The organism is Romboutsia weinsteinii (assembly GCF_002250835.2).
GTDB lineage: Bacteria > Bacillota > Clostridia > Peptostreptococcales > Peptostreptococcaceae > Romboutsia_A > Romboutsia_A weinsteinii.
Map to the genome: position 1 here is coordinate 1 of NZ_NOJY02000064.1, position 12,551 is coordinate 12,551.

The 12,551-nt window shown below is 30.5% G+C and carries 11 protein-coding genes; 3 read left to right on the top strand and 8 right to left on the bottom strand.

From position 1 onward, the window contains the following. The 7 genes from CHL78_RS17685 to cooS all read right to left on the bottom strand — a co-directional run. On the bottom strand, nucleotides 1–592 hold a 592-nt coding region (locus CHL78_RS17685; RefSeq protein ID WP_408638627.1), incomplete at its 3' end, for an aspartate/ornithine carbamoyltransferase family protein. Nucleotides 593–752: 160 nt separating this feature from the next. After that, nucleotides 753–1,856 (bottom strand): C40 family peptidase, encoded by a 1,104-nt coding sequence (locus CHL78_RS17690; RefSeq protein ID WP_094367311.1) that lies wholly within the window; start codon nucleotides 1,854–1,856, stop codon nucleotides 753–755. A gap of 465 nt (nucleotides 1,857–2,321) precedes the next feature. Continuing rightward, a complete protein-coding gene (locus CHL78_RS17695) occupies nucleotides 2,322–3,620 on the bottom strand; it encodes a Glu/Leu/Phe/Val family dehydrogenase (RefSeq protein ID WP_116041641.1) in 1,299 nt (432 codons plus the stop codon). 115 nt (nucleotides 3,621–3,735) lie between these two features. Next, on the bottom strand, nucleotides 3,736–4,557 hold the full coding sequence (locus tag CHL78_RS17700; RefSeq protein WP_094369139.1) for an ATP-binding protein: 822 nt from the start codon (nucleotides 4,555–4,557) through the stop codon (nucleotides 3,736–3,738). Between the two features lie 151 nt (nucleotides 4,558–4,708). Continuing rightward, nucleotides 4,709–5,941: an NAD(P)/FAD-dependent oxidoreductase gene (locus CHL78_RS17705; RefSeq protein ID WP_094369138.1), complete on the bottom strand. Its 1,233-nt coding sequence runs from the start codon at nucleotides 5,939–5,941 to the stop codon at nucleotides 4,709–4,711. Continuing rightward, nucleotides 5,934–6,386 (bottom strand): 4Fe-4S dicluster domain-containing protein, encoded by a 453-nt coding sequence (locus tag CHL78_RS17710; protein ID WP_094369137.1) that lies wholly within the window; start codon nucleotides 6,384–6,386, stop codon nucleotides 5,934–5,936. The genes CHL78_RS17705 and CHL78_RS17710 overlap by 8 nt, the downstream gene beginning before the upstream one ends. Further along, nucleotides 6,379–8,280 (bottom strand): anaerobic carbon-monoxide dehydrogenase catalytic subunit, encoded by a 1,902-nt coding sequence (gene cooS, locus CHL78_RS17715; protein ID WP_094369136.1) that lies wholly within the window; start codon nucleotides 8,278–8,280, stop codon nucleotides 6,379–6,381. Before cooS ends, CHL78_RS17710 begins: the two co-directional genes overlap by 8 nt. Before the next feature lie 301 nt (nucleotides 8,281–8,581). Here cooS and CHL78_RS17720 point away from each other — a divergent pair, with 301 nt between their 5' ends. Then, complete coding sequence (locus CHL78_RS17720; RefSeq protein WP_094369135.1) at nucleotides 8,582–8,752, top strand: DUF362 domain-containing protein; 171 nt, start codon at nucleotides 8,582–8,584, stop codon at nucleotides 8,750–8,752. Nucleotides 8,753–8,823: 71 nt separating this feature from the next. Here the strand turns inward: CHL78_RS17720 and CHL78_RS17725 are convergent, their stop codons facing one another. Continuing rightward, on the bottom strand, nucleotides 8,824–9,459 hold the full coding sequence (locus CHL78_RS17725) for a redox-sensing transcriptional repressor Rex (protein WP_094369134.1): 636 nt from the start codon (nucleotides 9,457–9,459) through the stop codon (nucleotides 8,824–8,826). 135 nt (nucleotides 9,460–9,594) lie between these two features. On the opposite strand from CHL78_RS17725, the gene CHL78_RS17730 reads away from it, so the two are divergent. Together CHL78_RS17730 and CHL78_RS17735 are read left to right on the top strand one after the other, a co-directional pair. Then, on the top strand, nucleotides 9,595–11,508 hold the full coding sequence (locus CHL78_RS17730; protein ID WP_094369133.1) for an ABC-F family ATP-binding cassette domain-containing protein: 1,914 nt from the start codon (nucleotides 9,595–9,597) through the stop codon (nucleotides 11,506–11,508). 43 nt (nucleotides 11,509–11,551) lie between these two features. Continuing rightward, the coding region (locus CHL78_RS17735) for an MATE family efflux transporter (RefSeq protein ID WP_116041643.1) at nucleotides 11,552–12,551 on the top strand (1,000 nt) is incomplete at its 3' end.

Below are 12,551 nucleotides of genomic sequence, written 5' to 3' on the forward strand. Positions count from 1 at the left end.
TTTTTATATAGTCTGGCATTTTTAATTCATCTGGTGCTATAAATACAAATTTTACGTTTTTGTATCTAGCCATAGCTTTAACTAAAGAATGTACTGTTCTTCCATACTTTAAGTCCCCGCATATTCCAATTGTATGATTTTCTAAATTTCCTTTAAGTGATTTTATTGTTAATAGATCTGTAAGTGTTTGAGTTGGATGTTGATTTCCTCCATCTCCCGCGTTTATAAAAGGTACTTCTGTATATTTTACCGCTTCATCTGCCGCCCCTGATTGTGGGTGTCTCATTGCAATTATATCTGCATAACAAGATATAGTTCTTATTGTATCTCCTAATGATTCACCTTTTGATACAGATGATGAATTAGGTTCTGAAAAACCTATAATCCTACCACCTAATCTATTCATTGCTGCTTCAAAGCTTAATCTTGTTCTTGTTGATGGCTCATAGAATAATGTAGCCAATATTTTACCTTCACATATACGGGAATATCTTGACGGATTGTCAATTATATTTTGAGCTAAGTTTAATATCTCATGTATTTCTTCTACAGAAAAGTCTTCTGGTTGGATTAAATTTCTTGATTTTAACATTTTATTTCGTCCTCCTTTTTTAGCCTCTCTGGACTAAAATTAAAAGTAATTTTATTCTTTTTAGTAGATTATCATTTTTACCTATTTATGTCAAGTATTGTGCATAAAATCAATAAAAAAAGCCATCTATTAATTAAAATAGATGACTCTGATATCATTATTATAAAACTCTCTTAGCTGTAACAAATCTTGATGAATAGTAAGATGAGTTTATGCTAGTTACATGAACAGTTGAACCTTCTGTTGGTGAATGTACCATATTTCCTCCACCTACATATATACCAACGTGACTTACACCTGATCCACTAGTGTTGAAGAATACTAAGTCTCCTGGTTGTAAGTTAGCCTTACTTACAGTTTGACCATATCCTGATTGAGCACTAGATGTTCTTGGTAAAGATACTCCAGCTGCATTTCTAAATACATATGAAGTTAATCCTGAACAGTCAAAAGCATTAGGACCTTCTGCTCCCCATACATACGGAGAACCTATCTTAGAATATGCTAAGTTTATTACAGCTTGTACAGCTGATGAACTTGATGCTGGTGGAGCTGCTTGCTCTTGCGGTGGTTTTTGAGCTTGTCCACTACCTTGGTTACTTGAACCTTGGTTGTTTGTATTTGGTCTATTACTACTTTGAGCATTAGAGTTATTTTGAGTATTATTAGTTTGAGTATTATTGCTTGTTTGAGTAGTTTCTTGTTGCTCAACAACAACCTCTTCTTCTACTTCTATTACTGGAGCTTCATCAGAAACATATAATGAGCTTATGTAACCTTCTTTATCTCCTTTAGAAACCTTTAGCCATTCACCTTCAGTTTCTAAAACTTTTACTGTACTTCCTATTTCTAATTCTTCTATTATTTCCGAATCAGTATTTGCTTCAGATCTAAAGTTTACTTTTTCTGATGTAGTGTATCCGCTGGCTTCTGTTAAATCTACGAATCTAGCTGCTAACCAACCTTCAGATTCTCCTATTTTAACTTTAACCCACTCACCTTGAGTTGCTATAACTTTAAATTCATCTCCTGTGTAAGCTACTTGTTGAACTGATCCTTGTTCTCTTACCTTTACAGCTACACCGTCTTTAACTACAGCTTTTTTATATGTACTTTCTTGATATTCACCTATGTTTAAAGTGCTATCTGATTGATTTTCTGTATTTTCAACTTGATTTTCTACAATTTCATCTGCATTTGAAATTGAATTCATTGATAACGCCATAACCGACGCAAACATTGGTACTAATATTTTTCTCTTCACGATATTCCCTCCAAAAATTCACCATAAGTTTTTATTTTTTCTTACGTGCTATTTTTATAGGTGAAGTTAGTTAGGATAAAATACTAATACACAAGATTGTTGTAAATTTTTATTTGTAACTATTTTGTAATCTATATAAATCTGTTTTGTAGTATTCTTATATTATAAAATCTTAATTAAATTTACATCTTGTATAAAAACATTTTAATAATTAATAAAACTAATTATTTTATCCAATGTGTCACCTAAATATACATTTTCATTTAATTTAATTATATACTAAAAAGTAACAAAAGTAAATATTTTTGTAACTTTTTACTCTGTTCTATGCATAAATTCTACAATTTATGTGTTTTTTTATGCCTTTTTGTTAACGTTTTCTATAGTATAATATAGTTTGATTTTTTTAATAAAAAAAGAAAAGCCAATTACATGACTTTTCTTTTATATTAATTTTATTATTTACTAATTAGTTGCTACAGCTTCTTTAACTTCTTCTACCTTTACAGGTGTCTCAGTATACCATCCTCTTAATTTCATAGCATCTGCTATTCTCTTAATTGACATCATGTATGCTGCAGTTCTCATATCTACACTGTAGTCTTTTGCTAATTTCCATATATCTTCAAATGCATTTTTCATTAATACACTTTGTTTTTGTTGTACTTCTTCAAATGGCCAGTTGTATCTTCCTAAATTTTGAACCCATTCAAAGTAAGATACTGTAACCCCACCACTATTAGCTAATATATCTGGAACTAGAGTTATTCCTCTGTCATATATTATTTTATCAGCTTCTGGAGTTGTAGGTCCATTTGCACCTTCACATATTATTTTAGCTTTTATATCTCCTGCATTTTGAGAAGTTATTTGGTTTTCTAATGCACATGGCATTAATATATCAACATCCATAGAGAATAATTTATCCTCAGTCGCTTCTGCTCCTTGGAATCCTTTTATACATCTATGTATTTTATTATATTCCATTAATGATTTCATATCTATTCCATCTGGATTTACTATAGTTCCTGTATGATCTTCTACTGCAACTACTTTTGCTCCAAACTCTTCAATGTACATACCTGCAAAACTACCTACGTTACCAAATCCTTGGATACCAATTGTAACTTCTTCTACATTTATATCTAATTTTTTAGCTGCTTCTAAAGCCATTGTTGCTACACCATATCCTGTAGCTTCTGTTCTAGCTAAAGAACCATAGAAATCTACTGGTTTACCAGTGAATGTACCTGGTTGGAAGCTTCCTGTAGCTTGAGAATATTCATCTAACATCCAAGACATTATTTGCCCATTAGTATTAACATCTGGAGCTGGTATATCTTCTTTTTCCCCGATTATTGGTGCTATTGATCTTGAGAACCCTCTAGCTATTCTTTCTAATTCTCCTTGTGAATATTCTGTTGGGTCTATAGCCATACCACCCTTTCCTCCACCGTAAGGTATACCTACAACAGAGCATTTAAATGTCATCCAAGTTGATAATGCTTTTACTTCATCCATGCATACATTTGGATGGAATCTTAAACCACCTTTAAAAGGTCCACAAGCATTATTGTGTTGTGCTCTATATCCAGTGAAAGATTTAGTCGAACCATCATCCATTTTAACTGGGAACGATACTTCTAAAGTTCTCATTGGATTTTTTAAGATTTCATAAACAGCTGGATCTGCCCCTAATTTATCACATGCATGTTTTACTTGTTCTCTTGCAATTTCTAAGACATTTAAAGTTTTTTCTGCCATTTGAAAAGCCCCCCTAATAAAAACAATCTTTTTTAAAGCTTCTAGAAAACCGTTTTCTATCCCGCTTACACCATGATTATAGCACAATTTAGTTCAATAATTACCAGTTTATTTCTTAACAAATTAAATTCCTTAACTTCTTAAGTTTATGTATATATATATCTACTTTAACCACATTAATTAAGGTATTTTTTTCAATTTCTTCTTTTATTTTCTTTTGAAATTTTTCACATTCTCTTATTAATGATATGTCATTAATGTTTATATTTATGTATACACTTATCTCATCATTTAAATTAATTATTTCTGTATTATTTACCTTCTCTATCTCTTTAATTTTACTTAACTCATAATTAATAATCTGAGGAATCACTTCGGGATTTATAAATACCCTTCCCCTATAACTAAATGCTGGTCTTATAATTGTTTTCTCCAGTACCTTATTATATTTTTTACTCTTTTTAAATAGCCTTCTTAATGGATTTATACTTAGACCACTAGTAATATGCTTAATTTGTACTGTAGGAACAGGAATTATATGATTTCCATTTTTTCTAGATTCTTTTGCTTTGATGATTTCTTCCGGAGTACTTATATCTTCTATATTTATTATTTTATAAATTTGTGGTAATTCTAATCTGTCTATTATTTGGTTAATCATTTTTTTAGATGTACCTAGTAATAATATTTTATCTACTTTTTCTTGAGAAATCTTTACTTTTACTTTTTCTCTGTGATTTGTGTCATGGAATATAGCCCTTTTTACAGCTTCAATTGTGGTAGCTGCCTGTTTTGCAGATATTCCTGCTAATATTTTATTATCATGTATTAATATTCCATCATCTATTATATAATTTATATCATTTTCACAAGCAACTTCTAGTGCTCTATAACTTTTACCTGTTCCACTGGAACCTATTAAAGCATATACCTTCATCTTATTTCTCCCTTACTATGTACTATTCTAAAAAATTTATCAAATTTATATGCTTAAGTACTTTTTTATCTCTGATTATTTCCATTTAATAATTCTACATACAATTGATAAAATTTAAGACTATAGAGAACTCTCTATAGCCTTATCATTTCTATATATTATAGCAGAACTCTCCATTTTCTTTAATAGAAAAGAAATCTGCATATCCAATATCAAATATTCTATTTTCTAGATTATCAATTTCAGCATTATTTTTTATTAGGTAAGTGAGCACACCTGTATAAGATATATCTCCTTGAATAACTGCACCGTATATTTTATCACCTTTGAACACTATTTTTTTGTAGTATCCAGTTCCTTTTCTAGTTATCACTTCATAGTCATCATTATTTGGATTGCAGATACCAAGAGATATTGTAGGTATGCCCATGAAGTTCATACTATTCTTTAAAGTAAAGCTATCATCTATTTGCTTTTCATTACCAGACATATTGTAAGCTGATACTATTCCTTGCTTCACAGCTAATGGCCAAATAGCATTTTTGCCTGTAACATCCCCTGCTGCATATATATCTCTAATATTAGTTTCACATCTATCATTAATTATAATGCCCCTGTCATATTCTATATCCGTGCCTTCTATAATACTTGCATTTGGCTTAACACCAGTTGCGACTATTATCATATCACAGTCTATAAAAGTCCCATCTCCCAATAAGATTTTTGTGACACTATTATCTTCGTCTAATAAAACTTCTTTAACTGATGCTTTTGGATATAATTTTACTCCTTGTTCTATAAATTTATCCTCATATGATTTTGCAGCAAATTCATCTAACTGTAAGTTTAATATAGTTTCTTCCATGTATATAAGAGATTTCTCTAGATTGTCATAGTTCATAATACCCGATAGTGCATCTATTCCAACTAATCCGGCACCTATTATCGCGACTTTATTACAATTCAAAATATCCACTTTTATTTTTTCTATGTCATCTATATTTCTTAATGAATATATCCCTTTACCTTCTCTCATATTCTTAACTGGAGGAATAAATGATGATGCACCTGTTGCTATTAATAACTTGTCATATTCTACCTTTTCGCCTTCTATTTCAACAGTTTTATAATTTACATCTATATTATTAACTATGTTTCCCTTCATCCATTTTATATTGTTATCTTCTATAAAGTTTTCACCGACAAAATTAATATCTTCTACAGTCTTATTATTCGATATAATATGATGTAACATACAGCGAGAGTATATTTTATCATCTTTAGAAATCAATGTAATACTTGATTGACTATCTAGTTCTCTAAGTGTTTTTGCAGCATTTATACCTGCTGCACTAGCTCCAATTACAACGTATTTATTAGGCATATACTTCCTCCTTCAATATACTTATTGCTCCACTAGGGCAGTTTTCTACACACTTAGGTTCTTTTTCATTTTTACATAAATCACATTTCAGTATATTTTGCTTACTTCTTTCATCTGGTTTTAGAACTCCATATGGGCAAGACATTACACACATATAACAAGATCCACATTTAGTTTGATTGTAAGATACTACCCCTGTTATTTTATCTTTTTTTAAAGCCCCACTCATACATGTAATTACACATTCGGGTTCTTCACAATGTCTACAGAATATAGGTGTAGGATTATTATTTTTATCTAATTCAATATGTCCCATACTATCATTATCTATATTTTCTAAATCTAAAGTATAAAAATTATTATTTTCACTATGCTTTAACATACAAGCTAATACACAACTTTTACATCCTGTACATAGTTTTTTATCTATTAAGATTCTATGCATACACTTCCACATCCTTTAGACCTAGCTTTTGTCTTCTATCTATAATTATATTTTCTAATATATTTGCTGAATCAACTGGATCTGAATTGACTATAACATGACCTCCTGTTAAGTCTTTTAGTTTTTCTGTAAGTACTTCTGTAACCAATTTCCCTCCTGTTATAAATGGCGGAAGCGCTAAGTGAAGAGGTAATCCTAAAACTAGTCCAAATGCACCATCTGCTAGTGCTTGTTCTTCCAACCATTGTGGCGCAGAAAGTACTAATGGTAATTGAGGTAAGTCTATCCCTAACTCTTCAGCTATTTCAGTTGCAACTATTTCAAGTCTTCCTATTGCTAAACATGGTCCAAAATTCAATACTGGTGGTATTCCTAACGATTTACATACTGCTTTTAAATTTTCACCTGCTAACTCTTCCGCACCTGGAGACATAAGACCTACATTTTCAAGCCCTCCTGTTGAACATCCAGCTGATAGAACTATTATATCTTTCTTGATAAGTTCTTTTGTTAGCTGTACAGTATTTATATCATGCCCTCCAGCTGTCATATTCGAACATCCAACTACCGCAGCTATTCCTTTTATCTTTCCTTCTGCTATTAAATCAATAAGCGGCTTCCATGAGTTACCTAAAAATTCTTTTAGGTTTGTTTCACTAACTCCAGTTAAAGATTGCTCGTATCCATGATCTTTTGGTATATCTATTTCTACAGTACCTCTCCTATCTTTATAAGACTTAACTGCTTGGTTTATTAAGTTAGAAGTTATTTCATCTATATTATCTCTATCAAATTGTATATATTCAGCATTGGCTTTTTTTGCAACATCATCTAAGCATATCATTTTTACTTTATACTCATCTGCAATAGGCTCAAGACCTGGTATTGTACAGTTGAATTCTGAAAGTACTATATCTATTGCTCCAGTTGCTAGTACAGCTTCACTTGTATAATTATTTCCTGCATGACCTGCAAATACTTCTTGATAATGTTCCCCTCTTAGTTGTAAGTCTTGACCTACACAAGTACATCCTACTAATTTAAACCCTTTTGCTCCTACTGATCTTGCTAATTCTACTACATCTTTATCTTTTAATCTATCTTGGAAGTTTGAGAATGTTGAGTGCTGATGACCAGTTATCATAATATTTATATAATCTTCATCTATTACATTGAATCCTACTGGAGCCATTCTAATAACCGGTTCTCCTAGCATTACATCATTTAAAAGATTTGTTAGCGTAAGCCCATATAAACCTGTCGATATACCAAGGTTTAAACAGTTCACTAACATATCAACTGGATCACTATTTAAATTTGTTGATGATTTTACTATTGCATCAAATACTTCAGATTTTGCTCCACCAGGCATTATACCTAACTCTTTCCATTTTGATACCCTCGGTGCATAAGCCATTTTTTCTACTAGCTCCATTTTTTCATCTCTTGGTTTATATAAATCTGATATTACTTTATTTGCAACCTTTATACATTTCGTATGTAAATCGTTTTCTTCTATATCAAACATATCTGCCAAGCGATTTATCGTTGCTTTCCCTTTTATAATCCCTTTTGTTTCTCCTAGATGTCTTAAATTTCTTGCTGTGTTCTCCACTACATGCAAATAACAAGCTGATCCTGATGCTACTGCTCTTAAAAAATTTCTAGCTACTATAGTATCTGCATCCGCTCCACATATTCCCCTTGGAGATTTTGGCGTAACTCTACAAGGTCCATTTGAACAGAGTCTACAGCATACCCCTTGAAGCCCAAATCCACACTTTACCTTTTGATCCTCAGTTCTATGAAATGCTGTATTGACATCCTTAGATGCTACAAAAGTTTCTAGTCTTTTATCTGCACTTTCACACATTTTACAAGTATTACAAGACATTTAAATTTCCCCCTTGAAATTATTTAATTTTTAAATTAACTAAGATTAAATATAAAATAGATTCTAAATTTTGAGATGTTATGTAACTGAGATGCTTGATTGACTATTTTTTAACTATTTTTTTAGTGTATTTACTTTTTACCCATTCAATCTTCTTTTAAACGTTTTCTTTTAAATTTTTAATTTTATTCTTATTTTTATATAATAGCTGTAATTAGACTATTAATTTAATTGTTATATTGGGAAGTTTTTGCTATAATATAACTGAAATAACATTACATATTTAAGGGAGGATTTTGAGATGGCTTACGTTATAAACGATGCTTGCATAAGCTGTGGTGCTTGTGAAGCTGAATGTCCTGTTGAATGTATATCTGCTGGAGATGACAAATACGTTATAAGTGCAGATACTTGTGTTGAATGTGGTGCTTGTGCAGGAGTTTGTCCTGTTGATGCTCCTCAACCAGAGTAGTATAAATAAAAATTGGCAGGTAGATTACTCTACACTGCCAATTTTTTATATCTTATATATATTAGTTATAATTACTCTTCTTCATTTTCTTTCATTAAGTAAGATAATGTAAATAAACTCTCTTTTAAGTTTACATTTTCAACTATAACTCCATCCGGAACTTCTAAATCTATAGGCGCAAAGTTCCATACACCTTTTATGCCTGTTTTAACTAATCTATTTACAAGCTCTTGAGCTCCATTTCTAGGAATACAAAGTATAGCTATTTCAATATTATTATCAGTTATAAATTGTTCTATATTATCTGAATCTAATATCTCGAAATCTCTTATTTTTAATCCTATCATCTTAGGATTAGCATCAAATAAGGCTTTTATCTCAAATCCAGCTTTTCTAAATCCTGAATAGTTTGCTATAGCTTGACCTAAGTTACCCGCTCCTACTAAAATAGCATTGTACGACCTATTAAGCCCTAGTATTTTACCTATCTCATTATAAAGCGCTTCTACATTATATCCATAACCCTGTTGTCCGAACCCACCGAAGTTATTTAAGTCTTGTCTTATTTGAGATGCAGTGAATCCTATTATATCACTTAATTCTTTAGAAGATATTCTTTGTATATCCTTATCTAATAAGTCCCCAAGATATCTGTGATATTTTGGTAGCCTTCTTATTACCGCCATTGATATGTTTTTACTGCTCATTTTTTCACCTCCGTTATTGTCTAATTTAATGTTATTCAATCTATATTTTTGATTTTATAAAACATATTATATATATCCTTGATTATATTATATCAAAACATTATAATTTTAGATAGTTTAAGGAGGTAGAAATTTATGATTGTTTTGTCATGTAATAACTTAAATAAAAGTTTTGGAATAGATTCTATACTAGAAAATGTTAATTTTACTGTAAATGAAAATGATAAAATTGGTATAATTGGTGTAAATGGTACTGGAAAAACTACTTTATTTAAAATAATATCTGGTATATATGGATACGATAGCGGAGATATATATACTTCAAAAGATTGTGAAATAGGATACTTAGAACAAAATACTAACTTCCATTCAGATAATACGATTTTTGAAGAAGTTTTAGAAGTATTTAAAGATTTAATAGATATGGAAAAATATCTAAGAGATTTGGAGTTAAGAATCGCACAAGAAGGACATAAAGATAATTCTCCAATATTAGATAAGCTTATGAATGAATATTCTCACAAACTAGAATCATTCTCTGACATGAATGGGTACGGGTATAAATCTGAAGCTAAAGGTGTACTTAAAGGTCTAGGGTTTAGTGATAGCGATATGGACAAACCTATAAGTATTCTATCTGGAGGAGAAAAGACTAGAGTTCTTTTAGGTAAATTGCTATTAAAGAAGCCTACTCTTCTTCTTTTAGATGAACCGACTAACCATCTAGACTCTGAAGCGATAGAATGGTTAGAAGTATTCTTAAAGCAATATAGCGGTACTGTTATTTTAATTTCCCATGATAGATATTTCTTAGATCAAGTTACTAATAGAATCTTTGAAATTCACAATAAAAGGTTAAAAACTTACAACGGAAATTACTCTGATTTTATAGAACTATCTAAAATAGAAAAAGAACTTGATCAAAAGAAGTATGAAGATCAACAAAAAGATATAAAAAAACAAGAAGAATCTATTGAAAGATTAAAAGCTTACGGTAGGGAAAAACACTTAAAAAGAGCTCGTAGTAAGGAGAAGGCACTAGATAAGGTCGATGTATTAGACAAGCCTGAAGCTTATAGAAAAAGAGCCAGAATTGAATTTACACCTTCTGTTACTAGCGGAAATGATGTTCTTCAGGTTAGAGATGTGTCTATGGCTTATGGCGAGAGAGTTTTATTTAAAGATTTAGATTTAGATATTTATAGAGGTGAAAAAGTTGCTCTTATAGGTGCTAATGGTATTGGTAAATCTACATTATTTAAAATAATAATGAATGAGTTAATTCCTCTTTCAGGAAATATAAAACTTGGAACGAACGTTAATGTCTCATACTTCCATCAGGAACAAAAAACACTTAACCTGGATAATACTATAATAGATGAAATATGGGAAAATAATACTCATTTAACTCAAACTACTCTAAGAAGTATGTTAGGTGCATTTTTATTTGAAAATGAAGAAGTATTTAAAAAAATATCAACATTAAGTGGTGGTGAAAGGGCTAGGGTAGCATTACTTAAGTTAATCTTATCAAAAGCAAACTTCCTTTTACTAGATGAACCTACTAACCATTTAGATATAGACTCAAAAGAAGTATTAGAAGAAGCTCTATTTAACTATACCGGAACAATTTTCACTATTTCTCATGATAGATATTTCCTTAATACTGTAGTAGATAAGATATTAGTATTAGATAGGTCAGGAATAACTGAATATCTTGGTAACTACGATTATTATATAGATAAAAAGAAACAAGTTGAGGAAATGAGTGTAATTGAAGAAAAAGAAGAAAAAACTAAAACTCAAATTAAAGAAGATAAAAGAAAAGAAAGAGAATCTAGAGAAGCAGAAAAGAAAAATAGAATTAAGAGACAAAATATAGAAAAAGAAATTGAAGAAATTGAAATAACAATTGAAGAATTAGATGTACTTTTATGCCAAGAAGAAGTATACTCTAATCCAGATAAAGCTAAAGAAGTAAGCCAGAATAAATCTAATTTAGAGTATAGGCTTGCGTCGCTTTATGAAGAATGGGAACAGTTTATGTAAACTGTCCTATTTTTATGAAAAATATTATAAATGAGGTGATTATTTGCAAGGTTTATTTTCATTAAATGATGATAACAAAAGGTTCTATAAAATTCTTATTTCTCTGTGTATACCTATAATTATACAAAACCTTATTTCCAGCTCGGTCAATGTTATAGACACAGTTATGATAAGTAGTTTAGGGGAAACTTCTGTCGCATCTATAGGTGTGGCCAATCAATTTTTCTTTTTATTTAACATGGCATTAGCTGGTGTTACAGGCGGTGCTGGTGTATTTATATCTCAATTCTTTGGAAAAAAAGATATATCTAATATAAAAAAGGTAACTGGTTTAAGTGTTTTGATTGCTATTATACTTAGTTTTGTATTCTTAGTTCCAGCCTTAGTAACACCGTCATGGATCATAAATGTATTTTCTCGTGATCCTGAGGTAGTTAGGTTATGTACTGAATACTTTAGTATTGTAGTATTATGTTATCCGCTTATAGCTATAAGTACTGTTTTTAGTACCGGATCTAGAGGTGTCAGAAACCCTAAGCTAGGTATGATATGTAGTGCTTGTGCTCTTATAGCAAATGTTATTTTAAACTATGGACTTATATTCGGTAAGCTAGGACTTCCAATGTTAGGTGTTAGAGGTGCCGCATTAGCAACAGTTATAGCTAGAATAATTGAGATTACTTTAATCGTTGGATATGTTTATTTTATTAAGAAGGATTATATTTTAAAGTTTAAGATAAAAGATATAAGAGCTATTAACATGACTTTTATAAAATCTTTCTACTCAAAAAGTATGCCTATATTCTTAAATGATACGGCTTGGGCATTTGGTACTGTTTTATATTCAGTAGCTTATTCGCATGCTGGTACTTCTGCTATAGCAGCTAGTCAAATAGCTAGTAGCACAGGTAATTTCTTTATTATTACTTCTGTTTGTATAGCAACAGGTGCATCTATTATGCTTGGAAATGAATTAGGAGCAGACCATATTGATAGAGCTATATCATATGCTAAAAAATTCTCTGCTTTAGTATGTATAGCTG

What these genes read in the sequence shown, in the direction of transcription:
- CHL78_RS17730 (WP_094369133.1), top strand. Translation starts at nt 9,595, where the DNA reads ATGATTGTTTTGTCATGTAATAACTTAAATAAAAGTTTTGGAATAGAT.
- CHL78_RS17720 (WP_094369135.1), top strand. Translation starts at nt 8,582, where the DNA reads ATGGCTTACGTTATAAACGATGCTTGCATAAGCTGTGGTGCTTGTGAA.
- CHL78_RS17710 (WP_094369137.1), bottom strand. Translation starts at nt 6,386, where the DNA reads ATGCATAGAATCTTAATAGATAAAAAACTATGTACAGGATGTAAAAGT.
- cooS (WP_094369136.1), bottom strand. Translation starts at nt 8,280, where the DNA reads ATGTCTTGTAATACTTGTAAAATGTGTGAAAGTGCAGATAAAAGACTA.
- CHL78_RS17725 (WP_094369134.1), bottom strand. Translation starts at nt 9,459, where the DNA reads ATGAGCAGTAAAAACATATCAATGGCGGTAATAAGAAGGCTACCAAAA.
- CHL78_RS17700 (WP_094369139.1), bottom strand. Translation starts at nt 4,557, where the DNA reads ATGAAGGTATATGCTTTAATAGGTTCCAGTGGAACAGGTAAAAGTTAT.
- CHL78_RS17705 (WP_094369138.1), bottom strand. Translation starts at nt 5,941, where the DNA reads ATGCCTAATAAATACGTTGTAATTGGAGCTAGTGCAGCAGGTATAAAT.
- CHL78_RS17695 (WP_116041641.1), bottom strand. Translation starts at nt 3,620, where the DNA reads ATGGCAGAAAAAACTTTAAATGTCTTAGAAATTGCAAGAGAACAAGTA.